The following is a 26,349-nucleotide window of genomic DNA, read 5'->3' on the forward strand; positions in this document are numbered from 1 at the left end:
AATTAGGGAATAAAATATGAGTAATCAGAACATTAATGAACCCCGCGCGCCCATCCCCCTTGACTTGCCACAGGTACCTGCGGCTATTGACGATGGTCTGATACCGATCGAGCGCCTGGACTCGCCTCTCAACGTAAACTTTCCAGTCTGGGCAGCTGCGGTGCCTGGCCATACATATGAGTTAGTCTTCGATGGCAATAAAATTCCACCCCAGAAACCTATCGTTGGGGCCAACAAGCCAGGGGACATTCTTACTCTAGAGGTGCCTGTAGCGCTGTTGACCGAGGGCTCGCATCAAGTCTCATATCGCGTCTATAACCCGAATACTGACTTTGAGAACTTCTCCGGCACAACCCCCATCCAAATCGACCGAACCGCCCCAGGCGCACCACAACTCGCCCCCATCATCTTCCCCGACGTCATCCAGAACGGCCTTACCTCCTCCGAGCTGGAAGGCCTCAACAATATCCTCCCGGGCAAGATTGCAGGGTACAGCGGCATGGCCGCTGGCGACGAAATCCGCACCTATTGGGGTCCTCTGGAGGGGCCGATGACCGTCGTTGATGCCAACGACATGGGCCTGAACCGGGTGATGGTGGACTTCACGCGTCCGTTCATGGAACAGGCGGACTGCCAGACGTCCGCGGTCACCTATACCGTCACCGACCGCGCGGGCAACGTGTCGATGGTCTCCGATCCGGTGATGATCCAGCTCGACCTGGGGATGCGCCAACCGCTACCGGCACCGGTCATCCGCGAAGCCAACAATCAGATCCTGGACCCGGCCGATGCGGTGAATGGCGCCACATTGGTGATCGATGCCACGGCTGATCTGCGCGAAGGCGAAACGGTCATTGCTCACTGGAATGGTCCGAAGGGCAACGATCGCCAGGAGAACATCATTTCGGCCGCTGAAGCCGGGCAGGCCCTGGCGCTGGTGTTCCCTGGCGGCGTAGTCGCGGTCAATGACGGGCAAAACGTCGAGGTGTCATACACCGTGACGCGCGGCAGCGGCATCGTGCAGGAATCGGCCAAACTTGCGCTGAAGGTCATGAGTGCTGCGCTGGAACTGCCCGCGCCAACCGTCGACACGGTCGGGCCAGACGGCGTTCTGCGTCCTTCACTGATTACCGGCTGGGACGCGATGGTGCGTGTCAGTTATCGCGGGATGGACCCTAGGGATCTGGTGCGAGTGCGCTGGGTCGGCGCACGCACGTTCGAGACCATGATGATGAATGTCGGCAGCATGACGGAACTGGTCTTTGGCGTGCCCAAAATGTTGATCGAGATGAGCATCGGCAGCACCGCGACCCTGAACTACATTGTGACGCGCAATGGCGTCGACATGGAGTCCGAGCCCCTGCAACTTCAGGTGCGCGAGGGCATGATGTTTGACACGTCTCCGGTGACCCTGGCCGGTAAGGTCTACCTGCTGCCCGCTTATCCGGATTTGCTGCCGGCATTCCCGAGTGGTACTACGGTCCATCGCATCGCCAGCGGCGGTAGCCCTCCTTATACCTATTCGACCAGCGATGCGAAGGTGGCCGTCGTAGCAGCGTCCGGCTGGACATCGGTACGCGGCAACGGCGTAGCAACCATCACCGTCACCGATTCAGCAGGCGAACAGCAGAGTTACGACGTAACCGTCACCGGCGTCATCGAATGCCACGGCATCGGCTCCGGCAACCTGACTCAAATCTCCAACGCCGCGAACCGCATCGGCGGGCGCATCCCGAGCATCCATGAGCTGATCGAGATCTATAACGCCTATGGCAACCGCTGGCCGATGGGCAACGGCAACTATTGGTCCTCCACCGTTGCCAAGAACGTGTTCGGTGCGAAGTGGTACTACGTGAAGAACCTCAACACCGGCAAGGATTTCAAACTGCTGCACATCAATGGCAGCCTGGGCGTTGCAATTCGCTGATTCGCCAGTTCGCTAATCTGTAATTCGCGCGAGCCTGCGAGCTTCACCACCTGGCCTCAACGAAATAAGCAGCACCCCCTTTCAAAGACGTCGTCGCCACCCGACGGCGTCTTATAAGTGTGCGGTGCCCACCCAGCCCCTAAAACCCATTCACGGAAATCTCGGAAAAATGCCGGCAAAACCACCCCTTCAACGACCGCAGGCAGCGGCGGCGCGCGGCACGTTCATCGCAACTGTCAACGGCCACCCTTTCATCACCCATAGCCTGAGTGCCATGGCGTGCCTGCGCCCGGGCCGGTCGGATCCGACCACGTGCCGAATCTGGAAGATCCTCGCCACCGGCACGGTTCGTCGGCACCGCACCATGATCGGCCTGTTCATCGACGAAACGGTGCAGCCCGGCAACCACAACCTGCTGCGCAACGATCAGATCACCGTTATCTATCACCTGACCCCCACGCGGATGGCGAAGATTTATCACTCGCGTGATCTGCAGCAAGGCAACCTGACGCTGCTGGGCTGCGATGCCGCATCCGGCGCACTGCACGGCAACTTCGAGTTTGCGGTCCCGACCAAGGACTTCCACGTGACCGACGGCCGGTTCGACCTGGTCTGTGACCTAAACGCTGAGGAGCATCCCGCTATCCGATCAGCCGACGCGCCATAAGCTCAGCGATTTCCTGCATGCACGCCTCGACACTGAGGCCGGATGATTTCAACGGTTTGAGGTCATGGTTGGCCGTCGGCACCCAGTGCACGTCAATGGCCTTCGACAGCTCGTACGCTTCAACTGCCTCTCGATTGCCCAGCGCATCCCGTTCGCCCTGAATGATCAGCGTCGGCGTCTTCAGTTCCGCCAAGTGCGCGACCCGCGGCTTCTCGGGTTTACCTGCCGCATAGAACGGGTAGCCCAGACAGAACAACCCATCGGCTTCCACGTCGTCAGCAATAACACTGGCCATGCGTCCGCCCATGGATTTGCCACCGATCGCCACTCGCCCGCTCACTCCCCCACGCACCGCGGCGTACACCCCGTGCCAGCACTCCAGCAATTTCGGCTGAGGATTGGGAGGTCGTCTGCGCCCGTCGATTCGGCGCTGGGCCATGTAGGGGAATTCAAAGCGCAGCACGCCAACACCCAAGGCCGCCAGACGCGTGGCGATGTCGTTCATGAAGTCGCTGTCCATCGGGGCGCCCGCGCCGTGGGCGAGAATCAGCGTCGATGGCGCGTCCGCCGCCGGGCCGGTCGGCGCATTCCAGACCCAGCCGTGCTCATGCGCCAGTTGCGCGCAATGATCGGCCGTTCGCTTCGCCGCCTGTTGTTTGCTCATGCCGCTCTCTTCTTTCAAAACATTGATCACCCACCGACTGAGGCGGGCACCACGGCCGCCATTATGCAGCAACGTCGGCGTGCCATGACCCTGCGCGCCGATTGCCCTGTGCCGACAGCAAGGGTTCAGCTCCCAGGCGTTATTCTGGCGCGGCACTTCGGCAACGAGCACCGAATCCTGAGCGCCCCAACCTGCACACAACCGGGCGGTTTCATCGACGGAATATGCTTTTTGTCCGCTCCGGACGATCACCCGTGACGATCGCCGGCCTTTCTGCCAGCTCGGGCCAATTATTTCTGGGCAGAACAAAGTGCCAATGTCAGCGGCTTTTTGTATACAACTTCGTTGTATAAACGCTCTCTCGACGCGCAGGAACAGCAGGCAGAGAACCGTTTCAGCTATCTCCGGAAATGGTTGATCGCCGCGTCCCGGCCAGGGCGCGGCAACTTCCCCTCGAGCGCGGCCAAGTGTCGCAGGTGCGGCGCCAAAGCCTTCCCTCCGCGATCATTCGCGTCTAAGCTGTGTCCGCACAGTGGACCGGCGACAGCTAGCCACAGGCCCAGCGACAAGATTGTGCCCGGCAACGCAACCCTCTTGCAGACAAGCAGCCCCAGCGCTGTTTTCACCCGCAGGGTTGTATCCAATCCCTCCCACTCACGCGCGCGATCCAGCTCGACCTGTCTTCCTTCCTCCAGGCCACTCAGCCAGAACCCTCCCACGCCTCGGCGACCGGGCGTCTGCGTGCACCGCGTCTATCGCTTCCTCGATCCCCAGCCACGCCACTGCGTGACGGGTGACGCGCGATCGAAGGTGCGGCTGTTACCACACTAATAAAATACACACCGTGGAACCTGACATGAGCACAGCACCCAGTCCGACTGCTTATAACTACAAGGTCGTCCGCCAGTTCGCCATCATGACGGTGGTCTGGGGCATCATCGGCATGGGCCTGGGCGTCTTCATCGCCTCCCAGTTGGTGTGGCCTGACCTGAATTTCGGTTTGCCGTGGACCACATTCGGTCGACTTCGCCCCCTGCACACCAACCTGGTGATCTTCGCATTCGGCGGCTGTGCACTGTTCGGCACCTCTTATTACGTGGTCCAGCGAACCTGTCAGACGCGGCTGATTTCCGACGGACTGGCGGCCTTTCATTTCTGGGGCTGGCAGGCGGTGATCATCGGCGCCATCGTCAGCCTGCCGATGGGTTACACCACCACCAAGGAATACGCCGAGCTCGAATGGCCGATTGCGATCCTGCTGACGGTTGTCTGGATCGCCTACGGCGCGGTGTTTTTCGGCACCATCGTCAAACGCAAAACCAAACACATTTATGTCGCCAACTGGTTCTATGGCGCGTTCATTGTGGTCACGGCGATGCTGCACATCGTCAACCACATCTCGCTGCCGGTGAGCCTCTTTAAATCCTATTCCGCCTATGCCGGCGCCACCGATGCCATGATCCAGTGGTGGTACGGGCACAACGCCGTCGGCTTTTTCCTCACCACCGGCTTTCTCGGGATGATGTATTACTTCGTGCCGAAACAGGCCGAACGCCCGATCTATTCCTATCGCCTGTCCATCGTGCATTTCTGGGCGCTGATCACCCTGTACATCTGGGCCGGCCCGCACCATCTGCACTACACCGCCCTGCCCGACTGGGCGCAATCGCTGGGGATGGTGATGTCGGTCATCCTGCTCGTGCCGAGCTGGGGCGGCATGATCAACGGCATGATGACCCTCTCGGGCGCATGGCATAAGTTGCGCACCGACCCGATTCTGCGCTTCCTCGTGCTGTCGCTGGCGTTCTACGGGATGTCGACGTTCGAGGGGCCGATGATGGCGATCAAGACCGTCAATGCGCTTTCTCACTACACCGACTGGACCATCGGCCACGTTCACTCGGGCGCGCTGGGCTGGGTGGCGATGATCACCATCGGCGCCGTCTACCACATGATCCCGAAACTCTATGGCCGTGCGCAGATGCACAGCGTCGCGCTGATCAACACGCACTTCTGGCTCGCCACTGTCGGCACCGTCCTCTACATCGCCGCGATGTGGGTCAACGGCATCACCCAGGGGCTGATGTGGCGGGCGATCAACGATGACGGCACCCTGACCTACTCGTTCGTCGAGGCCCTGCAGGCCAGTCATCCGGGGTACATCGTCCGCGCCTTGGGCGGGGCGATTTTCGCCAGCGGCATGCTGTTCATGGCCTACAACGTGTTCCGCACCATTCGCGCAGCGAACGCGGAAGAAGCCGAAGCCGCCGCGCAGATTGCTGTCGTGGGGGCCCACTGATGATCAAGCACGAAGCACTGGAAAAGAACATCGGCCTGTTGTCGATCTTCATGGTCATCGCGGTGGCGATCGGCGGGCTGACGCAGATCGTCCCGCTGTTCTTTCAGGACGTCACCACCCTGCCCGTCGAAGGCATGAAGCCGCGCCCGGCGCTGGAGCTCGAAGGCCGCGACGTCTACATCGCCAACGGCTGCGTGGGTTGCCATTCGCAGATGATCCGGCCGTTCCGCGCCGAAACCGAGCGCTACGGGCATTACTCGGTGGCCGGTGAGAGCGTCTGGGATCACCCGTTTCTGTGGGGCTCCAAACGCACCGGGCCGGACCTGGCGCGGGTCGGCGGTCGCTACTCGGATGACTGGCACCGCGCTCATTTAAACAACCCGCGGGACCTGGTGCCGGAGTCGATCATGCCGGCCTACCCCTTCCTGGCGGACACCAAAATCGACGGCCAGCTGACCGGCAAGAAGATGGAAGTGCTGCGCAGCCTGGGCGTGCCGTACACCGATGCCGACATCGCAGGTGCAGCCGACGCGGTGAAGGGCAAGACCGAAATGGATGCGCTGGTGGCCTACCTCCAGGGCCTGGGCACCCTCATCAAGAGCAAACGGTGATCGCCATGGACATGGGAACGATTCGAGGCCTGGGCACCGTTGTGGTGATGGTCGCCTTCATCGGTCTGGCGTTGTGGGTGTTCAGCCCGCGGCGCAAAGCGGAATTCGACGATGCAACGCTGCTGCCGTTTGCCGATGACCCCGAGGCGATTGCGCAGGTCAGGCAGGCGCAGGACCAGCGCCAAGCACACGCAAACCCGAAAGCCGAAAGGAGCCCGAAACCATGAGCACCTTCTGGAGCCTTTACGTCACGGTGCTGACCCTGGGCACGATCTTCGCAATGGGCTGGCTGCTGATCGCGACGCGCAAGGGCCAGCGCGCCGACACCACCGATGAAACCGTCGGCCACGCCTTCGACGGCATCGAGGAGTACGACAACCCACTGCCCAAGTGGTGGTTCTGGCTGTTCATCGGCACGATCATCTTCGCTTTGGGTTATCTCGCGTTTTACCCGGGCCTGGGCAACTGGAAGGGCCTGTTGCCGGGCTATGACTACGCCGACAACGACAAGAAAATCCCGTTTTCCGACGGCGCCACCGGCTGGACCGGCGTGCACGAATGGGAAAAGGAAATGGTCCGCTCGGAGGCGCGCTACGGGCCGATCTACGCCAGATTCGCAGGGATGCCCATTGAAGACGTGGCCAAGGACCCACAAGCACTGAAGATGGGTGGACGGCTGTTCGCGTCGAATTGCTCGGTCTGCCACGGCTCCGACGCCAAGGGCGCCTACGGCTTCCCCAACCTGGCCGACGCCGACTGGCGCTGGGGGGGTGATGCGCAGAGCATCAAAACCTCCATCCTCAACGGCCGTCATGCGGTGATGCCGGCGTGGGGGGCGGTGATCGGCGATCAAGGCGTGCGCGACGTGTCGGCTTACGTGCTGACCCAACTGAACGGGCGCACACTGCCGGCTGATGCGAAAGCCGATCCGGTGGCAGGCGCGAAAATCTATGCCACTACTTGCGTTGCCTGCCACGGGCCGGAGGGCAGAGGCGTTGCCGCACTGGGTGCCCCGGACCTGACCCACCCCGGCGCGTTCATCTACGGCGCCAGCTTTGCGCAGCTGCAACAGACCATCCAGTATGGCCGCCAGGGGCAAATGCCGGCCCAGGCGTTGTTGCAGGGCAACGACCGGGTGCACTTGCTGGCGGCGTACGTTTACAGCCTGTCCCACGGGCACGGGGAAGAACCGGCGGCAAAGCCCGAGTGAAGCATATCGCCGTCGCACACGCTGATGATTCGGCCCGAAGGGCGTAGGACGCTGCCATGAGCAATCAGATTCCGCTGCACAACGTCACGCCGCCGACTGAAAAGGACGGCGACACCGTTGACCTGTATGCCTCGCGGGAGAAGATCTACACCCGCGCGTTCACCGGGGTGTTCCGCACGCTGCGCATGGGTGGCGGCGCGGTGTTGTTCCTGCTGTATTTCGGCACGGTCTGGCTCAACTGGGGCGCGCATCAGGCGGTGTGGTGGAACCTGCCGGAGCGCAAGTTCTACATCTTCGGCGCGACGTTCTGGCCGCAGGATTTCATTCTGCTCTCGGGCATCCTGATCGTCAGCGCGTTCGGGCTGTTCTTCATTACCGTGTTCGCCGGGCGCGTCTGGTGCGGTTACACCTGCCCGCAAAGCGTGTGGACGTGGGTGTTCATGTGGTGCGAAAAGGTCACCGAAGGCGACCGCCATCAGCGCATCAAACTCGACAAGGCGCCCATGGACGCCAACAAGTTCGCGCGCAAGTTCGCCAAGCACAGCCTCTGGCTGCTGATCGGGTTGGTCACCGGTCTGACTTTCGTCGGCTACTTCTCGCCCATCCGCGAACTGCTGCTGGATTTCTTCACCGGCCAGGCCGATGGCTGGTCGTATTTCTGGGTCGGTTTCTTCACCCTCGCCACCTATATCAACGCCGGCTGGCTGCGGGAACAGGTGTGCATTCATATGTGCCCCTACGCGCGCTTTCAGAGCGTGATGTTCGACAAGGACACACTGATCGTTTCCTACGACCCACGGCGCGGCGAGGCACGGGGTGCGCGCAAGAAGGAAACGGATTACAAGGCTGAAGGCCTCGGCGACTGCATCGATTGCACGATGTGCGTGCAGGTCTGCCCCACCGGCATCGACATCCGCGACGGCTTGCAGATCGAATGCATCGGTTGCGCGGCGTGCATCGATGCCTGCGATTCGATCATGGACAAGATGGACTACCCGCGCGGCTTGATCAGTTACACCACCGAACACAACCTTTCCGGTCAGGTAACCCATACACTGCGGCCCCGGTTGATCGCCTACGCCGTCGTGCTGTTGGTGATGACCGGCGTGCTGACCAGTGCGTTTTTTATGCGTTCGCTGGTGGGTTTTGATGTGAGCAAGGACCGCATGCTGTATCGGGAAAACGCCGAGGGCCGGATCGAAAACGTCTACAGCCTGAAAATCATGAACAAGGACCAGGTCGCCCACACCTATGTGCTCGACGCCACAGGATTGCCGGACCTAAAGCTGCAAGGCCGTCGCGAGATCAAGGTGCCGGCGGGCGAGATCATCAGCCTGCCGGTGGAGCTGTCGGTCGCGCCCGAGCAACTGCCGTCGAGTAGCAACGACGTCAGTTTCGTCCTCAGGGACGTCGAGCATAGCGGCACCGAAGTCCACGCCAATAGCCGTTTCCTCGGCCCGCCCATTCGCTGAGAGATGTCAGAAATGATCCCAGTCACCGCAGCACGTCCCTGGCACCGGCATCTATGGCCGTGGATCATCATCGGCATTCTGGCCTGCTCGGTGGCGTTGACCCTGGCCATGGTCACCATCGCCGTCACCCACCCGGACAACCTGGTCACCGACAACTATTACGAGGCCGGCAAAGGCATCAATCGCTCACTCGATCGCGAGTTGCTGGGTCAGTCCCTGAACCTGCACGCCCGCGTGGCTCTCGACGAGCTGACCGGCGAAGTGGATGTGCAACTGAGCGGCACCAGCCAGCCGGAAACCCTGGTCCTGAACCTGATCTCCCCGACCCAGCCGGACAAAGACCGCAAAGTGGTGCTGGCGCGCACGCCGTCGCAGCCGGGGCGCTATGTCGGGCAGCTGGCCGACAGGGTCGAAGGCCGGCGCTTCGTCGAATTGCTGGGAGTGGAAAACGCCCAGACCTGGCGCCTGTTCGAGGAAGAACGGATCGTTCCCGGGCAGCCACTGACCCTGGGCGACGAGCCGCTTCAGGGCGCTGGCGGGCATTGACGTGAAAGCGACTGAGGGAATTACCCTGCGGCCTTGCTACCACTGCACGCTACCGGTCCCGCCGGGCGGGCGCTTCGTGGCCTCGGTGCTGGGTGAGCCGCGGGAATTCTGCTGCCCCGGCTGCCAGGCCGTGGCCCACGCCATCGTTGCCGGCGGCCTGGAAAGCTACTACCTGCATCGCAGCGAAGCGTCGGTCAACCCGCAGGTGTTGCCCTCGCCGTCAGCCGATGAACAGGCCCTCTTTGATCGTCCCGACGTGCAAGCGCCCTTTGTCCGCCATGACACCCCCTCTGGCGATGTCGCCGGCGATGTGGCTGAAACGACGCTGATGATCGAAGGCATCACCTGCGCGGCGTGCGGCTGGCTGATCGAGCGCCACCTGCGCAGGTTGCCCGCCGTGGTCGAAGCGCGGCTGAACCTGTCCAGTCACCGCTTGCACCTGCGCTGGCATGACCAGCCATTGCCTTTGAGCGAGGTCCTGTCCGAGCTGCGGGGCATCGGTTACGCCGCCCACCCTTATCATGCGGATGCAGCCACCGAGCGCCTGGCCCTGGAAAACCGTCGCAGCCTGCGTCAACTGGGCGTCGCCGGGCTGCTGTGGTTTCAGGCGATGATGGCGACCATGGCGACCTGGCCCGAATTCAACCTCGACCTCAGCCCGGAGATGCACACGATCCTGCGTTGGGTGGCGATGTTTCTGACGACGCCCATCGTGTTCTACAGCTGCGCGCCGTTCTTCAAAGGGGCGCTGCGCGACCTGCGCGCCCGCCATCTGACCATGGACGTTTCGGTGTCGATGGCGATTGGCGCAGCGTACTTCGCCGGCCTCTGGACAGCGGTCACCGGGGTCGGCGAATTGTATTTCGACGCGGTCGGCATGTTCGCGCTGTTCCTGCTTAGCGGCCGCTACCTCGAACGCCGCGCCCGGGAACGCACCCGCTTAGCGACCGAGCAACTGGTCAATCTGCTGCCGGCCTCCTGCCTGCGACTGGATGCGGACGGTCAGACCGAGCGTGTCCTGACTGATCAGTTGCGTGTGCACGATCACGTGCTGGTGCACCCCGGCGCAATGTTGCCGGCGGACGGCCGAATTATCGCGGGTCGCTCGAGCATCGACGAATCGCTGCTCACCGGGGAGTACCTGCCTCAGCCGCGCCAGGTGGGAGACGCCGTTACCGCCGGCACCGCCAATAGTGAAAGCGTGCTCACTGTGGAAGTGCTCGCGTTGGGCGCTGACACCCGGCTCTCCGCCGTCGTCCGACTGCTGGACCGCGCACAATCGGAGAAGCCGCCCCTGGCGCAGATGGCGGACCGCGCGGCGCAGTGGTTTTTGCTGATTTCGCTGGTGCTGGCGGCGTGTGTCGGTGTGGTCTGGTGGCAGCTCGATGCCGGCCGCGCATTCTGGATCGTGCTGGCGATGCTGGTCGCCACTTGCCCGTGCGCCTTGTCGCTGGCGACCCCGACCGCGCTGACCGCCGCCACCGGCACGCTGCACAGGCTCGGGCTGCTGCTGACCCGAGGCCATGTGCTGGAGGGGCTGAACCGGATCGACACGGTGATCTTCGACAAGACCGGCACGCTGACCGGAGGGCGCCTGACGTTGAGGGCGGTTCGCAGCCTTGGTGCCCTGAGCAGTGACGACTGTTTGAGCCTGGCAGCGGCGCTGGAAAGTCGGTCTGAACACCCGATTGCCCGGGCGTTCGGCAAAACGGCGCTGACCGCTGAACGGGTGGTCGCGACGCCGGGCCTGGGCCTGGAAGGCGAGGTCAACGGGCGCCTCTTGCGCATCGGTCAGCCCGGGTTTGTCTGCGCCTTGAGTGGCGTCGCCGTGCCCTCCATGCCGGAGGAGCCCGGTCAGTGGTTGCTGCTGGGGGATGACACCCAAGCCCTCGCCTGGCTGGTGCTGGATGATCGGCTGCGGGACGACGCGGCAGGGTTGGTCACGGCGTGCAAACAGCGCGGCTGGCAGACGTTGTTGTTGTCCGGCGACAGTTCGCCCATGGTGTCCATTGTCGCGACTCAGTTGCAGATCGATGACGCCCGGGGCAGCCTGCGGCCGGATGACAAACTCGCCATTCTGCAAGGGCTGCGCGCCGAGGGCCGGACCCTTCTGGTGATCGGCGACGGGGTCAATGATGTGCCGATGCTGGCGGCGGCCGACATCAGCATCGCCATGGGCTCGGCCACCGATCTGGCCAAGACCAGCGCCGATGCGGTGCTGCTGTCGAATCGTCTGCACGTGTTGGTCGATGCGTTTGGCCTCGCTCGGCGCACGCGGCGGGTCATTCTGGAAAACCTGGCGTGGGCCGGGTTGTACAACGGGCTGGTGCTGCCCTTCGCGGCGCTGGGCTGGGTGACGCCGTTGTGGGCGGCGGCGGGAATGTCGGTGAGTTCGCTGGTGGTGGTGGTGAATGCGTTACGTCTGACGCGGATGAAGCCGCTTTCTGCAGAATCCATGGCTGCCCGTCAGACGGTGACCCCATGAACCCATGCCCCGATTCGGAGGCCCGATGCCTGCGCTCTACATCATGATTCCGGCGGCGCTGCTGATTGTGGTGGTGGCGATCTACGTCTTTTTCTGGGCAGTGGACAGCGGTCAGTACGACGACCTCGACGGCCCGGCCCACAGCATTCTGTTCGACGATCAGGATCCAGGGCACAAGGCTGGGGTGGATGAGGCGTCGGGGAAAGGCAGAGCGGACCATAAAGGGGATCTGACCCAGTGAGTCAGTTGGTTTATGCAGCGCGTTTGAGTAAGCCATCGCGAGCAAGCTCACTCCTACAGGGGTATGCGTTCTCCTGTAGGAGTGAGCTTGCTCGCGATGGCGTACTAACGCTCACCGGAAAGCTTTCGGATAGCGCCCATGCATGACCTCCTCCCCCAACTCCTCTCCGCCCTCGTGCTGGGCCTGCTCGGCGGCGGTCATTGCCTGGGCATGTGCGGCGGTCTGATGGGCGCGCTCACCTTTGCCATCCCCCCGGAGCAACGCGGAAGACGCCTGCGCCTGCTGGTGGCCTACAACGTCGGGCGTGTTTTCAGCTACGCCTGCGCAGGATTGCTGATCGGCATGCTCGGCTGGGCCGTCGCCAACAGCCCGGGGGCGATGCTGTTGCGGGTGATCGCGGGGTTGCTGATGATCACCATGGGCCTGTACCTGGCCGGATGGTGGAGCGGCCTGACCCGCATCGAAGGGCTGGGACGCGGGGTCTGGCGCTACCTGCAACCGCTGACCCGCCGCTTGATGCCGGTGTCGACGACGCCCCGGGCTTTACTGCTGGGCGCGGTGTGGGGCTGGCTGCCATGCGGGCTGGTTTACAGCACGCTGCTGTGGTCGGCGAGCCAGGGCGATGCGCTGCACAGCGCGATATTGATGTTCGCATTCGGCGTCGGCACCTGGCCGGTGCTGCTCGCCACGGGCCTGGCCGCCGAGCGCATCACCGCCCTGCTCCGTCGGCGCAGCGTGCGCGTGGCTGGCGGAGTGCTGGTGATTCTGTTCGGCCTGTGGACACTCCCCGGCCCCCATCAACAGTGGCTCATGGGTCACACGCATCACACGATGAATCACGACATGCATCCCGCCATGGATCATGCAGGCATGGGCCACGAGTAACCCAGCCCCCATCCGTTGACCCAGATCAATGCCCTCACCGGCGGCTTCCCTACACTTCCCGCACCGCCATCCTTATCGGGAACGCCCCCATGCTCGACGACCTTCGTTGGGATTCTGAACTCATCCGTCGCTACGATCTGGCAGGGCCGCGTTACACGTCCTACCCCACCGCCGTGCAATTTCATACGCAAGTTGGCGCCTTCGAGCTGCTCCATGGGCTGCGAGACAGCCGCAAGGCGTCGCGGCCGTTGTCGCTGTACGTGCACATCCCGTTCTGCGCCAACATTTGCTACTACTGTGCCTGCAACAAAGTCATCACCAAGGACCGCGGTCGCTCCCAGGCCTATCTGCAGCGGCTCGAACGCGAGATCAGCCTGATCGCCGCCCACGTCGATGACCGTCAGGTGGTGGAGCAATTGCACTTCGGCGGCGGCACGCCGACCTTTCTCAGTCACCTTGAACTGCGCCAGCTGATGGCCCATTTGCGCCAGCACTTCACCCTGCTGGATGACCACTCCGGTGACTACGGCATCGAAATCGATCCGCGCGAGGCGGACTGGTCGACCATGGGCCTGTTGCGCGAGCTGGGCTTCAACCGGGTCAGCCTCGGCGTGCAGGACCTTGATCCGCTGGTGCAGCGGGCGATTAACCGCCTGCAGAGCCTGGAAGAAACCCGCGCCATCGTCGAAGCCGCGCGCACCCTGCAGTTTCGCTCGGTGAACATCGACCTCATCTATGGCCTGCCGCTGCAGACACCAGAGGGTTTTGCCCACACCGTCGAGCAAGTCATCGCCTTGCAGCCTGACCGGCTGTCGGTGTTCAACTACGCCCACCTGCCCGAGCGCTTCATGCCCCAACGGCGCATCGACACCGCTCAGTTGCCCAGCCCGGAACAGAAGCTGGAGATGCTCCAGCGCACCATCGAGCAGCTGACGCGTGCAGGCTATCGCTACATCGGCATGGACCACTTTGCGCTGCCCGATGACGACCTCGCCATCGCTCAGGAAGAAGGCACGTTGCAGCGCAATTTTCAGGGCTACACCACCCATGGCCACTGCGACCTGATCGGCCTCGGCGTCTCGGCAATCAGCCAGATCGGCGAGCTGTATGCACAGAACACCGTCGACCTCACCGAGTACCAGACCCTGCTGGCCAGCGACCAACTGGCAACCAAACGCGGTCTGCTCTGCAACGAAGACGATCAGTTGCGGCGCACCATCATCAGCCAGCTGATCTGCCATTTCCGCCTGGATTTCGCCACCGTCGAAAACGCATTTGCCATTCACTTTCGGGAATATTTCCGCGAGCAGTGGCCGCAATTGCTGACCATGGCCACGGACGGGCTGATTCTGCTTGACCCGACCGGCATCACCGTCACGCCGGCAGGACGCCTGCTGGTGCGCTCGATCTGCATGGTGTTCGATGCGTATTTGGGCACGCAGTACCGTCAGCGCTATTCCCAGGTGATATAGGCCCGCGTGATATAGGCCCAGGTGATATAGGAATGTTCCGCCTGGCGCGGAGGAATGATTTCGGGCCAAGGAAGGCGCGTGGTAGTCGCAGGGCTGACCCTGAGTTACCCTTACGACTTATGTGTGTTTCTTCACAAGGAATTACCCGATGTCTGAGCCAGTCAAACTGCGTGCTCACACCCAGGCTCATTGCAAGGATTGCAGCCTGGCCCCGTTGTGCCTTCCGCTTTCATTGAACATGGAAGACATGGACGCACTGGACGAAATCGTCAAACGCGGCCGCCCCTTGAAGAAAGGCGATGTTCTGTTTCGTCAGGGCGACACCTTCGCTTCCGTCTACGCCGTCCGTTCCGGCGCGTTGAAAACCTTCAGCCTCAGCGACAGCGGCGAAGAACAACTCACCGGTTTTCACCTGCCCAGCGAACTGGTCGGGCTGTCGGGCATGGACGCCGAGGCGTATCCCGTCACGGCGCAGGCCCTGGAGACCACGTCGGTGTGCGAAATCCCCTTCGAACGGCTGGACGAATTGTCGGTGCAACTGCCGCAATTGCGTCGCCAGTTGATGCGGGTGATGAGCCGGGAAATCCGCGATGACCAACAAATGATGCTGCTGCTCTCGAAGAAAACCGCCGACGAGCGCATCGCCACGTTTCTGGTCAACCTCTCCGCCCGCTTCCGCGCCCGGGGTTTCTCCGCCAACCAGTTTCGCCTGAGCATGTCGCGCAACGAGATCGGCAACTACCTGGGTCTGGCGGTGGAAACCGTGTCCCGGGTGTTCACCCGCTTTCAGCAAAACGAGTTGATCGCCGCCGAGGGCAAGGAAATCCACATCCTTGACCCGATTCAGCTCTGCGCGCTGGCCGGGGGATCGCTGGAAAGCTGATGCATGATGGTCCGGGCGGGCTTAGACTGGCGTCTTTTGAGTCATGTCCTGCCCGAGATCCTTATGATTTTCGACGAAGTCAGCATCAAATCCCTCATCCGCCCTGTGGTGGACTTCCCCAAACCCGGCGTGATTTTCCGTGACATCACCCCGCTGTTCCAGTCACCCAAGGCCCTGCGCCTGGTCATCGACAGCTTCATCCAGCGTTACATCGACGCCGAGTTCACCCACGTCGGCGCCATGGACGCGCGCGGGTTTCTCATCGGTTCGATCGTCGCCTACGAACTGAACAAACCGCTGGTGCTGTTTCGCAAGCAAGGGAAGTTGCCGGCCGATGTGCTGGCCGAGGCCTATCAGACCGAATACGGCGAAGCGCTGCTGGAAGTCCACGCCGACAGCTTGTGCGACGGGGATTCAGTGGTGATGTTCGATGACCTGATCGCCACCGGCGGTACCCTGGTCGCCGCCGCCAACCTGATCCGCCGCATGGGCGCCAAGGTCCACGAAGCCGCTGCGATTATTGATTTGCCGGAGCTGGGCGGTTCACAACGCCTGCGCGACATGGAAATCCCGACGTTCTGCCTGACCCAGTTTGCGTTGACGGAGAAGTAAGGCCACGATCAAAGTCGATCGGTTCGCCGGATGTCTGTAGGACAGGTTTTAGCCGGGAACAGGCCAGTGAGGGCACCCTGGATTCGGGGTGTGACACCTGCCGCCTTCCCGGCTAAAGCCGGTCCTACACCCGAGTTCACTCCGACAGGTACTCAGCGCATTGAAGACGGAGAGACTCGTTACAACTGAATCGGCTTGCGCCCTGCAAACGAGTGCGCGAGCGTGCCGCCGTCGACCAGTTCCAGCTCGCCACCCAGCGGCACGCCGTGGGCAATGCGCGAGGTGACCAGGCCTTTGTTGGTCAGCAGTTGGGCGATGTAGTGCGCCGTCGCTTCGCCTTCGACCGTGGGGTTCGTGGCGAGGATGACTTCGGTGAACGAGCCCTGCTCTTCGATCCGTGCCACCAGCTGCGGAATGCCAATGGCTTCAGGCCCCAGACCGTCCAGCGGCGACAGATGCCCCTTGAGCACGAAGTAGCGCCCGCGGTAACCGGTCTGTTCCACCGCATAAACGTCCATCGGGCCCTCCACCACGCAGAGCAGCGTGTCGTCGCGCCGGACGTCCGAGCATTGCGGGCAGAGTTCTTCTTCGGTGAGGGTGCGGCATTGTTTGCAGTGCCCAACGCCTTCCATCGCCTGACTCAACGCCTGGGACAGACGCGAGCCACCACTGCGATCACGCTCCAGCAGCTGCAACGCCATGCGCTGGGCGGTTTTCTGACCGACGCCGGGCAGGATGCGCAGGGAGTCGATCAACTGGCGAATCAGGGGGCTGAAGCTCATTGGAGAAACGTCCGACAAAAACACGAGACGCGGTTTATACCCGCGCCTCCGATTACCGTCAAATCAGGGTCATGAGACCTTGACCACCAGCTTGCCGAAGTTCTTGCCGTCGAGCAGGCCAATGAATGCGTCCGGGGCATTCTCCAGGCCCTCCACTACGTCTTCGCGGAATTTCACCTTGCCGTCCTTCACCAGCGGAATCATGGCCTGCATGAATTCGTCCAGACGATCGTAATACTCTTCGTAGACGATGAAGCCCTGAATCTTCGCACGCTTGGTCAGCAGCGTGCGCATCAACAGCGGCAGCCGATTCGGCCCCTCTGGCTCACTCTGGGCGTTGTAATGGGCGATCAGCCCGCACAACGGCACCCGCGCACGCTCATTGAGCAGCGGTATGACCTTCTCCAGCACCTTGCCGCCGACCAGTTCGAAATAGATGTCGATGCCGTCCGGAACGGCCGCCTTCAGCTGCTCGGCGAAGTCCTCGCTGCGGTGATCGATGCAAGCGTCAAAACCCAGCTCATCGACCACGTAACGGCACTTGTCTTCGCCACCGGCAACGCCCACCACCCGCAGGCCATTGAGCTTGGCCACTTGACCCACCACCGAACCGACTGCCCCCGAAGCCGCCGCGACGACCAGGGTTTCGCCCGCTTTCGGATTGCCGATGTCCATCAAGCCCATGTAACCGGTGATGCCCGGCATACCGAGCACGCCGACCGCCATTGACGGGCTGGGCAGGTCCTTCGGCGCCATCAACAGATTGCTGCCATCAGAAATGCTGTGGGTCTGCCAGCCGGTCTGACCCACGACCAGATCACCTTCCTTGAATGCCGGATTGCGCGACTGCTCGACCACGCTGACCGCGCCGCCCTCCATCACCGCGTCGATTTCCACCGGTGCCGCGTAGGATGGCGCGTCGCTCATGCGACCGCGCATGTAGGGATCGAGGGACAGGTAGAGCGTGCGCAGCTGCACCTGGCCGTCTTGCAGGTCAGGCAGCGCCTCGCGCTCGAGTCGGAAGTTTTCCGGGGTCGGCGCGCCCTGGGGACGGGATGCCAGGACCACACGCTGGTTGAGGATCAATTCTTGGGTCATCGGAATGGGCTCCATGATGAAGGGTTGCAAGGGTATAGAAAGCAGACCGTGGGCAGCCGGACGGGTTCGGTCGGATGTGGGCTCCCTATGACGCGCTTCGTGCTGACGGCTTGCCGCCGTGCCCAAACGAAAATGCCAGGCACGAGGGCCTGGCATTTTGATGTCGCGCCAGCCGTCCGATCAGAACGGCATTTTCATGCCCGGCGGCAGCTGCATGCCGGCGGTCATGCTGGCGGTCTTTTCCTGGCTGGCCGCTTCGATCTTGCGCACAGCGTCGTTGACGGCCGCAGCGATCAGGTCTTCCAGAATTTCCTTCTCTTCCTGCATCAGGCTGTCGTCCAGGCTGACGCGCTTGACGTCGTGACGCCCGGTCATGACAACGCTGACCAGACCGGCGCCAGACTGGCCCGTCACTTCAGCGTTGGCCAGTTCTTCCTGCATCTTGGCCATTTTTTCCTGCATTTGCTGAGCCTGCTTCATCAGGCCTGCCATGCCACCTTTCATCATGGGAGTTACTCCTCGGAAGTCATCGGATAGAAAGTCATTGAACAATTAGGGGCGCCCTATCAGCTTAGCGCCCCCCGGGAATCATCGGGCGTGGACTTACGCCTGGGTCGGCGCATCCACCGGAACAATAGTGTCATCGCGAATCGACGCACCGAACTGCTGCATCATCTGCTGAATGAACGGATCGCCGTGGATCGCCGCCTCGGCCTGCTTCTGCCGATCGGCACGCCGACGCGCCGCTGCCTGAGCCGGGGTTTCCTGCTCGGGCTTGATCAGTTCGATACTCAGGTTGAGGGTGCGTTCATGGTATTGGTTCAGCGCGTCGTTCAGACGGCGCTGCTGCGTCGAGTTGAACAGCGCACTGTGGGCCGGATCAAGGTGCAGCAGCCAGTTGTCGCCTTCCACCGAAATCAGCGTGCAGTTGGCGGCGATGCTGCCGGTCATGCCGGAAATCGGCAGTTTCGGGAAAAGCTCAAGCCAGTCCGCCGCAAGACCGGTGGCAGGTTTGGAGGCCGGCAGCAGCTCGGGCTCCTTCTCCACGGCTTCGACGGCTTCGTGGGCCAGGTCATCGAGATAAGCGAACGACGCCGGGTCGATGTCGATGTCCGGCTCGATGTAGTCGTCATCGGGCGGCGGCTCGTCGTCGCGCTCCATCGGCGCCGGAACGTAAGGTGCGGCATCGGGCACGTGCTCGATCATTTGCGGTGTCACCGCCTCGGCAGCGGCTTGCAGCTGTTCTGACGATGCGAGTTCGGGCGCGTCCGGCACAGGGCTCGCGGGGGCCGGCGCCGGCATTGGTGTCAGGTCCGGCTGCTCGGCGACGGTGTCGAGGACGGCCTCGGGCCTCTCGGCCACGGACGCGGGCTGTGGGGACGGCTCGTCCTCGGGCTCAGGCTCAGGCTCAGGCTCAGGCTCAGACTTGGTCTCGTTCTCAGGCTCGGCGGCAGTGGCTGGAACCGCGGCGTTTGGCTCGTTCCACGGCAGATCGATCTCTGCCTCCGCTTTTGCCGCCACAGGCTCGGGCACGGCGACAGGCGCCGACGTGTCGATGACAGGCGCCGGGGCGGTCTGGGGTCGGGATGCTGCGGATGCTGAACTCGCCACCGCTGTCCGGGAATCAACCGTGGCCGGGTTGATCCCCACTGACTTTAACGGCTGCGTCGGCGCGTTGTCGGCGTCTGCGGGCCGGAACGCCAGCATGCGCAGCAGCACCATCTCGAAACCGCCCCGGGGATCCGGCGCCAGCGGCAGATCGCGGCGACCGATCAGGCCCATCTGATAGTAGAACTGCACGTCTTCGGCGGGCAACGCCTGGGCCAGGGCCAGCACGCGATCGCGATCGCCGTGGCCGTTATCGACCCCTTCAGGAAGCGCCTGGGCGATGGCGACCCGGTGCAATACGTTCAGAATCTCCGAGAGCACGCCGCTCCAGTCCGGCCCCTGTTCGGCCAGATGCCGCACGGCTTCAAGCAACGAACGGGCATCCCCCTCGATCAACGCGGTCAGCACGTCGAACACCTGGCCGTGATCCAGCGTGCCAAGCATCGCGCGCACGTCGGCCGCCAACACTTTGCCTTCGCCGAAAGCAATCGCCTGGTCGGTAAGGCTCATGGCGTCACGCATCGAGCCATCGGCCGCGCGACCGAGCAGCCACAGCGCATCGTCTTCGAACGGAACGTTCTCCACGCCGAGCACGTGGGTCAAATGCTCGACCACACGCTCAGGCGTCATGTTTTTCAGGGAGAACTGCAGGCAGCGCGACAGAATGGTGGCGGGCAGCTTCTGCGGGTCCGTTGTGGCGAGGATGAACTTGACGTAGGGCGGCGGCTCTTCCAGCGTCTTGAGCAACGCGTTGAACGAGTGGCTGGAGAGCATGTGCACTTCGTCGATCAGGTAGACCTTGAAGCGACCGCGACTGGGCGCGTATTGCACGTTGTCGAGCAGCTCGCGGGTGTCTTCGACCTTGGTGCGGCTGGCGGCGTCGATCTCGATCAGGTCGACAAAACGGCCCTCGTCGATCTCGCGGCACACCGAACATTCGCCACACGGCGTTGACGTGATGCCGGTTTCACAGTTCAGGCACTTGGCGATGATCCGCGCGATGGTGGTCTTGCCGACCCCCCGCGTGCCGGTGAATAAATAGGCGTGGTGCAGGCGCTGGCTGTCCAGCGCGTTGATCAAGGCCTTGAGCACATGGGTCTGGCCGACCATTTCGCGGAACGAGCGCGGACGCCATTTACGTGCAAGAACCTGATAACTCATTGAAAACCGTCGCGACTGGGTTGCGGAAGACCGCCAATGCTAGCGGAGCAGGGGCAAAATTGCATCTGGTGTCCGACGCTTATCGCTTTATTATGGCTGGCCTGGCTCCGCAAGACGGCTCCGCGAGACGGTTCCCTCACAAGGTCCCACACCTGGATTCCGAAGACACAGCAGGCTTGAAACGTCGCACTGTTACTTCGAGGGATCCGGATGCGAGTGTGGGTGAGTGGCTTGGGACTTTCGAGTGCCTTGGGGTTATGGAGCGCGTCGGCGCTCGCAGACGGTCCGCCGTTGCGCTTTGCCGTGGCCGACAGTTGGTCGATGCCGCTGATGCAGGTGGGCCCCGACGGGCCAGAGGCCGGGATTCTGTTCGACATCATGGAAAGTCTGGCCCGCCAGATCGGCCAGACCGCCCAGTACCGCGTGTACCCGCGGCTGCGTGTGCAGGCGGCCACCGAGCGCGGTGACGTTGACGTGCGGTGTTACGCCGCCCAGTCCTGGTTGCCGGACATGTCGGGGGACTTCACCTGGAGCCTGCCGCTGCTGACCCAGCGCAACGTGCTGGTGGGCAGCGCCTACGACACCGCCACCTTCGAGCTGAGCGCGATTCTCGGCGATCACATCGGTACGGTGCTGGGCTACGCCTACCCGGTGCTGGACCCGCTGTTCGCCACCCGCGATCTGATCCGCGAAGACGCGAGGTTGCAGGAGCAGGTTCTGCAAAAGCTCTCGGCCCACCGCTACCGATACGCCGTGGACACCCAGTGGTCGCTGGATTGGTACAACCGCGATCAGAAAGCCGACGAGAAACTCAGGGCCGTGTGGGTCATCGATGAGCAGCCGGTGGGCTGCATCGCCCGCAACGACCCGAGCGTGCCGGCGCAACGCATCATGCGCACGCTGCTTAGGATGAAGATGTCCGGGGAGATCGAGCGGATTGTCGAGCGGTATCAGGTGCATTCGGGGAATCCGGCCGATCCCTATTGAGCCTGCGACGTTTTCCGATCGTGTGACTGGCGGCGACTTTCGATTGTGGGGCTGGCGCCGATTGTAGGACTGGCTTTAGCCGGGAAAGCGTCATGTGACACACCGCAAGACTGATGGCGTTCCCACTGGCCTCGTCCGTGTAGGACCGGCTTTAGCCGGGAAGGCGTCATGCGTCACACCGCAAGACTGATGGCGTACACACTGGCCTCTTCCCGGCTAAAGCCGGTCCCACTAAGTAGATCGCGTGCATTGTAGGACCGGCTTTAGCCGGGAAGGCGTCATGGGGCACACCACAACTTTGATGTCACCCACCGCTGTAGCAATCCCGTCATATTCCCTCGCTAGGCTCCGGCGACACATGTTGTAACAACTCGACCTGCGAGCGCCCGCCATGAGCAAGAAACCGGAAGATCCAGCACAGGCTTCAGTCCCCCGGCCACAGGTGGATGATAGCCGCCGACGCTTCCTCGGTGGCGTTGCGGTGCTGGGCGCAAGCGCGACCCTGAGTGGCGTGGTGGGCGCTGCCGAATCAGGCGTTGAAGGCAAGCCTGCAACGGACGCCCTGCTGACCGGCCCGGCGCTGGACAAAGCGCTGCAGGACAACGTCAAGACCATCGTGGTCATCTACGGCGAGAACCGCAGCTTCAATAACCTGTTCGCCAACTTCCCCGGCGTCGAGCACCCGCTTTCCGCCGTGAAAGCCGACCACTACCGTCAGCGCGACCGCGACGGCAAAGTCCTCGACACCCTGCCGCAGTGCTGGGGCGGTGTCTGCCAGATCGGCCCGCAAAGCGTCGACGGCGTGACCTACGCCACGGGCATGCAGTACCAGGAAAACCTGCCCAACGCGCCCTTCCCCCTCAAAGGCCCGAGCGGCGAGGACCTGCCACTCAGCGTCGTCACCCGGGACTTGTGGCACGTGTTTTACCAGAACCAGATGCAGATCAATGGCGGCAAGAACGACGCCTTCGTCGCTTGGGCGGATTCCGGCGGCCTGACCATGGGCTATTACGCCCAGACCCAATATTCCCTGCGCCTGTGGGACGTCGCCAAAGAATTCGTGCTCTGCGACAACTTCTTCCAGGGCGCTTTCGGCGGATCGTTCCTCAACCACCAATACCTGATCTCGGCCCGAGCGCCCTTCTACCCGGACGCGGCGAACTCTCCGGCCAAGTCGCAAATCGCCGTGCTGGAAAGCAGCGATCCGCTGGACTACAGGCTCAAGCCGCTGGAGAAATCACCGGCCAGCGCCATGACCGGCCCGCCACAATTCGGCCCGAGCGCGCTGACGCCGGACGGTTACGGCGTCAACACTATGGCCCCGCCCTACTGGCCGACCTGGCTGCGTGACAAGGAGAAACCGGACTATTCGCAGCCGGGGCTGGCCAACGTCCTGGTGCCGCAAACCCATGAACACATCGGCGACAAGCTCTCGAAAAAGAACGTCGACTGGGCCTGGTACGCCGGCGCCTGGCAGGTGACGCTGGATGAATACAAAGACTCGACCGGCATCCCGAAAATCCCGAACTTCCAGTACCACCACCAGCCGTTCAACTACTTCAAGCAGCAGGGCCCCGACAATCCGGCAGAGCGCAAGAAGCGCCTGCGCGACGGCGGCCTGGGCGACGAGTCCTCCAGCAATAAATTCCTGGCCGACGCCGAGGCGGGCAAGCTGCCCGCAGTGACCTTCTACAAACCCCAGGGCAACCTCAACATGCACGCCGGTTACGCCGACGTGGCGGCCGGCGACCGACACATCGACCGTACGATCAAGGTGCTGCGCAACAGCCCGCAGTGGAAGAACATGGTGATTGTCGTCACGGTCGATGAAAACGGCGGCTGGTGGGACCACGTCGCGCCGCCCAAGGGCGACCGCTGGGGACCGGGCACGCGGGTGCCGGCGATCGTCATCTCACCCTTCGCGCGCAAAGGCACGGTCGACCACACGGTGTACGACACTGCCTCGATCCTGCGTCTGATTACACGGGTGCATGGTCTGGAGAAACTGGACGGACTGACCGAGCGCGACAACGCCATGGCCGCGCGCGGGCAGACGCCGATGGGTGATCTGAGCAATGCGCTGCAATTTCCGGCGTAGACAGGCGCGCAACCATCGCGGGCAGGTGGTCTGATCTTATGGGTAATCAAGCCGCCTGCCGACCGCCGCGCTCGTTCGGCAAGCAGGCGGTCAACACCGCCAGCACCACCGCGACCCCCGCGATCACGCTGTACACGGCGACGAACGAACCACTCATGCTCGCCAGCATCCCGGCGCAGTAATTACCGAGCATGCCGCCGATGCCTTGCATGATGTTGGCGATGCCGAAGATGGTCACGGCCAGCGCAGCACGGGACGCCATCTTCGACACGTACGCCGGTATCAATCCGAAGATCGGGTAGAACGCCACGGCAAACACGACCCCTGCCACCATCGGCCAGTAGCCGGTCGGCGCGATGACCAGAATCACCGCTGCCGTTGCCACGCAGACGTACACCATCAGCATCGCCCCACGCAGACCGATGCGGTCCGACAACGCGCCGAGCGCCAGGCCGCTGAACATGCCGACGAAACCGATGCTGGCCCAGATCTGCGCGGTGTATTCGACGCCGAAATGCAGCTCCGTGCGCAAGTAGGACGACAGGTAGTTCTGAAACGGAAAGGTCGAGAAACCAATCAGAAAATTCATCGACCAGACTTTGTACAGCCAACCCTGCAGCGCCTCACGCAGTACGCCTTTGCGTGGTGCGCCATCACTGCCGTCCTCGTCTTCCCGAACAAACAACCGCGCGCGCTTGAACACCACAAGGACGCAAACGACCAGCACAATGGTGATGATCCCGACGATCCACCACACCGTGCGCCACTCGCCTTGTGGCGCATAAAAAGGCACCAGCAGGCTGTTGATGAACACCCCATAACTGGTGCCGCTCGACACCAGCCCCATGGCCATGCCGCGGTATTGATAGGGCACGGCGCGCGCGATCACTTCGACCATCGGCACGAACACCGTCGCCGCCGTGCCGGCCAGCACCGTCAACAGCACACCGATCAGCACCACGTTCTGCGCCAGGGGCATGAGCAGCAAGGCCAGGGCGCACACGGCGCCCGATCCGAAGATCATCCAGCCGCCGCCAACACGAGGCGTCAGCCAGGCCGCCAACAGCGCGCTGGCGAGAAACCCCGCCTGCCCCGCCGCGGTGATGGTGCCGACGTAAGCGATATCGAAACCCAGGCTGGCGCGCATGTCCGGCACCAGTTGGGCGAAGAGGTAGATCCCGAAACCGTAGGTGGCCGCCACGAGCCCCGTGAGTAACAGCACAATCAGTGCATTGGCACGCATCATCGGCATCCTTGCTGAGGTCCGTCGCCGGCGCGGCGGCAGGGGTCGACCCGGATAATCAGTGCCGGATCAATCCACAGGCTAGCGTAAAACCGGCGCATTACTGACAGGGAAACGCGTTTTTCAACGCCGCGACCACCAACACTGATTCATTCAGATGCAAGCTCTCGGGATGGGCCTGCAAGGACTGCACAATAATGCGCATCGACTGGATCATCGGAATGCCACCTTCGGGCACGCACACCAGCCGGGGCAATCCGCCCGCCTCGTGGAACAGATCCAGAGTGTCCATCGTCGCTTGCAGCACCCCGACACAATGCCCGACGCCCACGCCGTTCTGCGCCACGCCGCCGCTCATGCTGTTGATCCCGTCCTGGCATTCGAGCAGCAACTTGTTGCCGTCCGCCAGAGCGCCAGCGCTCACGCAGAGCGCGAATAACGCCGACACGCCCGCGATTGATTTACCCATCAGCGTAGCCACAATTCCTTCACCGAATGGTCCGACGCCTTACGCACCACGAGACTGGCGCGCTCACGGGTCGGCAGGATGTTTTCCAGCAGATTGGGCCGGTTGATGTCGTGCCAGATTTTGCGCGCCGCGTCCGGGGATTTCTCCGGCGGCAGATCTGCCAGTTCGCGGAAGTAGGCGCCTCGCGCGCGAAACGCGGTGCGTTGCAGCATCAGAAAGCGCTCGACGTACCAGCGCTCGATGTCGCCCTCTTCGGCGTCCAGATAGATTGAAAAGTCGAAGAAATCCGAGACGATGCTGCCCGGTTTCTGCCCGTCATTGCCCGCGGTCTGCAATACGTTCAACCCTTCGAAAATCAGGATGTCGGGCTGGCTGACCTTGAAGAACTGGTCCGGGACGATGTCGTAGCTGATGTGGGAATAGACCGGGGCGGTGATTTCCGGCGTGCCGGCCTTCAGGTCAGAGAGAAACTTGACCATGCGCTTGCGATCGTAGCTTTCCGGAAAGCCCTTGCGGTGCATGATGCCGTCGGCGACAAGCCGGGCATTGGGGTGCAAAAAGCCGTCGGTGGTGATCAGATCGACCCGGGGATGATCCGGCCAGCGCGCCATCAGCGCCTGCAACACCCGGGCGAAGGTGCTCTTGCCGACCGCGACGCTGCCTGCCACCGCGACGACATAGGTCTGTCGCTTGGCAGGGCGTCCGAGAAAGGTGTCCTTGATGCTGTCGAGATTGCGCGCGGCACTGACGTGCAGATTGATCAGGCGCGATAACGGCAGGTAGATGTTGGCAACATCCTCCAGCGAGATGTCCTCGTTCACGCCCCGCAATGCGGCAAGGTCCTCTTCGGACAACGTCAATGGCGTACTGGCGCGCAGCCCCGCCCACTCCGCGCTGCTCATTACCAGATAGTCATCAGGGGCCATCAA

24 protein-coding genes are annotated in these 26,349 nt (G+C 62.6%); 16 read left to right on the forward strand and 8 right to left on the reverse strand.

Features of this window, described 5'->3' with window-relative positions:
- Positions 1 to 16: 16 nt before the first annotated feature.
- Both QWI18_RS16445 and QWI18_RS16450 read left to right on the forward strand, forming a co-directional pair.
- Positions 17 to 1,927 carry a hypothetical protein gene (locus QWI18_RS16445; protein ID WP_369319281.1) on the forward strand — a complete coding sequence of 637 codons (1,911 nt, stop codon included), beginning with the start codon at positions 17 to 19 and terminating at the stop codon, positions 1,925 to 1,927.
- Positions 1,928 to 2,096: 169 nt separating this feature from the next.
- Positions 2,097 to 2,594 (forward strand): hypothetical protein, encoded by a 498-nt coding sequence (locus QWI18_RS16450; protein WP_369319282.1) that lies wholly within the window; start codon positions 2,097 to 2,099, stop codon positions 2,592 to 2,594.
- Here the strand turns inward: QWI18_RS16450 and QWI18_RS16455 are convergent.
- Complete coding sequence (locus tag QWI18_RS16455; protein ID WP_296308309.1) at positions 2,569 to 3,258, reverse strand: alpha/beta family hydrolase; 690 nt, start codon at positions 3,256 to 3,258, stop codon at positions 2,569 to 2,571. The two genes, QWI18_RS16450 and QWI18_RS16455, sit on opposite strands and share 26 nt — an antisense overlap.
- Before the next feature lie 856 nt (positions 3,259 to 4,114).
- On the opposite strand from QWI18_RS16455, the gene ccoN reads away from it, so the two are divergent.
- From ccoN to QWI18_RS16515, 12 genes are all read left to right on the forward strand, one after another.
- Complete coding sequence (ccoN, locus tag QWI18_RS16460) at positions 4,115 to 5,557, forward strand: cytochrome-c oxidase, cbb3-type subunit I (RefSeq protein WP_369319283.1); 1,443 nt, start codon at positions 4,115 to 4,117, stop codon at positions 5,555 to 5,557.
- A complete protein-coding gene (gene ccoO / locus QWI18_RS16465) occupies positions 5,557 to 6,168 on the forward strand; it encodes a cytochrome-c oxidase, cbb3-type subunit II (RefSeq protein WP_369319284.1) in 612 nt (203 codons plus the stop codon). Before ccoN ends, ccoO begins: the two co-directional genes overlap by 1 nt.
- 5 nt (positions 6,169 to 6,173) lie before the next feature.
- A complete protein-coding gene (locus tag QWI18_RS16470; RefSeq protein WP_369319343.1) occupies positions 6,174 to 6,395 on the forward strand; it encodes a cbb3-type cytochrome oxidase subunit 3 in 222 nt (73 codons plus the stop codon).
- Entirely contained in the window at positions 6,392 to 7,378 is a 987-nt protein-coding gene (gene ccoP / locus QWI18_RS16475; RefSeq protein ID WP_369319285.1) for a cytochrome-c oxidase, cbb3-type subunit III, read from the forward strand. Before QWI18_RS16470 ends, ccoP begins: the two co-directional genes overlap by 4 nt.
- Before the next feature lie 56 nt (positions 7,379 to 7,434).
- On the forward strand, positions 7,435 to 8,850 hold the full coding sequence (gene ccoG / locus QWI18_RS16480) for a cytochrome c oxidase accessory protein CcoG (protein WP_369319286.1): 1,416 nt from the start codon (positions 7,435 to 7,437) through the stop codon (positions 8,848 to 8,850).
- Between the two features lie 12 nt (positions 8,851 to 8,862).
- Positions 8,863 to 9,396, forward strand: coding sequence for a FixH family protein (locus QWI18_RS16485; RefSeq protein WP_369319287.1), 534 nt, complete (start codon positions 8,863 to 8,865; stop codon positions 9,394 to 9,396).
- 19 nt (positions 9,397 to 9,415) lie between these two features.
- A complete protein-coding gene (locus QWI18_RS16490; RefSeq protein WP_369319344.1) occupies positions 9,416 to 11,881 on the forward strand; it encodes a heavy metal translocating P-type ATPase in 2,466 nt (821 codons plus the stop codon).
- A 25-nt stretch (positions 11,882 to 11,906) separates the two neighbouring features.
- A complete protein-coding gene (ccoS, locus tag QWI18_RS16495; protein WP_296316103.1) occupies positions 11,907 to 12,122 on the forward strand; it encodes a cbb3-type cytochrome oxidase assembly protein CcoS in 216 nt (71 codons plus the stop codon).
- Between the two features lie 138 nt (positions 12,123 to 12,260).
- Positions 12,261 to 13,007, forward strand: a complete 747-nt coding sequence (locus QWI18_RS16500; protein ID WP_369319288.1) for a sulfite exporter TauE/SafE family protein — start codon at positions 12,261 to 12,263, stop codon at positions 13,005 to 13,007.
- Between the two features lie 89 nt (positions 13,008 to 13,096).
- Entirely contained in the window at positions 13,097 to 14,479 is a 1,383-nt protein-coding gene (gene hemN, locus QWI18_RS16505) for an oxygen-independent coproporphyrinogen III oxidase (RefSeq protein ID WP_369319289.1), read from the forward strand.
- A gap of 148 nt (positions 14,480 to 14,627) precedes the next feature.
- Complete coding sequence (gene fnr / locus QWI18_RS16510; protein ID WP_065988695.1) at positions 14,628 to 15,362, forward strand: fumarate/nitrate reduction transcriptional regulator Fnr; 735 nt, start codon at positions 14,628 to 14,630, stop codon at positions 15,360 to 15,362.
- A 63-nt stretch (positions 15,363 to 15,425) separates the two neighbouring features.
- Positions 15,426 to 15,974 (forward strand): adenine phosphoribosyltransferase, encoded by a 549-nt coding sequence (locus QWI18_RS16515; RefSeq protein WP_065988696.1) that lies wholly within the window; start codon positions 15,426 to 15,428, stop codon positions 15,972 to 15,974.
- A 179-nt stretch (positions 15,975 to 16,153) separates the two neighbouring features.
- Here the strand turns inward: QWI18_RS16515 and recR are convergent, their stop codons facing one another.
- The 4 genes from recR to dnaX form a co-directional block, all read right to left on the reverse strand.
- The gene (gene recR / locus QWI18_RS16520) at positions 16,154 to 16,756 is read right to left on the reverse strand and encodes a recombination mediator RecR (protein WP_065988697.1); all 603 of its coding nucleotides are present in this window, start codon (positions 16,754 to 16,756) and stop codon (positions 16,154 to 16,156) included.
- A gap of 69 nt (positions 16,757 to 16,825) precedes the next feature.
- Entirely contained in the window at positions 16,826 to 17,854 is a 1,029-nt protein-coding gene (locus QWI18_RS16525) for an NADP-dependent oxidoreductase (RefSeq protein ID WP_369319290.1), read from the reverse strand.
- A 180-nt stretch (positions 17,855 to 18,034) separates the two neighbouring features.
- On the reverse strand, positions 18,035 to 18,361 hold the full coding sequence (locus QWI18_RS16530; protein ID WP_065988699.1) for a YbaB/EbfC family nucleoid-associated protein: 327 nt from the start codon (positions 18,359 to 18,361) through the stop codon (positions 18,035 to 18,037).
- A 96-nt stretch (positions 18,362 to 18,457) separates the two neighbouring features.
- Positions 18,458 to 20,623 carry a DNA polymerase III subunit gamma/tau gene (dnaX, locus tag QWI18_RS16535; RefSeq protein WP_369319291.1) on the reverse strand — a complete coding sequence of 722 codons (2,166 nt, stop codon included), beginning with the start codon at positions 20,621 to 20,623 and terminating at the stop codon, positions 18,458 to 18,460.
- A 231-nt stretch (positions 20,624 to 20,854) separates the two neighbouring features.
- Between dnaX and QWI18_RS16540 the strand changes: the two genes are divergently transcribed.
- Together QWI18_RS16540 and acpA are read left to right on the forward strand one after the other, a co-directional pair.
- Entirely contained in the window at positions 20,855 to 21,610 is a 756-nt protein-coding gene (locus QWI18_RS16540) for a substrate-binding periplasmic protein (protein WP_369319292.1), read from the forward strand.
- 391 nt (positions 21,611 to 22,001) lie between these two features.
- Entirely contained in the window at positions 22,002 to 23,708 is a 1,707-nt protein-coding gene (gene acpA, locus QWI18_RS16545) for an acid phosphatase (RefSeq protein WP_369319293.1), read from the forward strand.
- Positions 23,709 to 23,754: 46 nt separating this feature from the next.
- Here acpA and QWI18_RS16550 read toward each other — a convergent pair whose 3' ends face one another.
- The 3 genes from QWI18_RS16550 to coaA all read right to left on the reverse strand — a co-directional run bounded on the left by QWI18_RS16550 (position 23,755) and on the right by coaA (position 26,346).
- A complete protein-coding gene (locus QWI18_RS16550) occupies positions 23,755 to 24,951 on the reverse strand; it encodes a nitrate/nitrite transporter (protein WP_369319294.1) in 1,197 nt (398 codons plus the stop codon).
- Between the two features lie 100 nt (positions 24,952 to 25,051).
- Positions 25,052 to 25,420 (reverse strand): Rap1a/Tai family immunity protein, encoded by a 369-nt coding sequence (locus QWI18_RS16555; RefSeq protein WP_065988704.1) that lies wholly within the window; start codon positions 25,418 to 25,420, stop codon positions 25,052 to 25,054.
- Entirely contained in the window at positions 25,420 to 26,346 is a 927-nt protein-coding gene (gene coaA / locus QWI18_RS16560; RefSeq protein ID WP_065988705.1) for a type I pantothenate kinase, read from the reverse strand. The genes QWI18_RS16555 and coaA overlap by 1 nt, the downstream gene beginning before the upstream one ends.
- Positions 26,347 to 26,349 lie beyond the last annotated feature (3 nt).

This window comes from Pseudomonas sp. W2Oct36, from assembly GCF_041060465.1.
GTDB classification, from domain to species: Bacteria; Pseudomonadota; Gammaproteobacteria; order Pseudomonadales; family Pseudomonadaceae; genus Aquipseudomonas; species Aquipseudomonas graminis_B.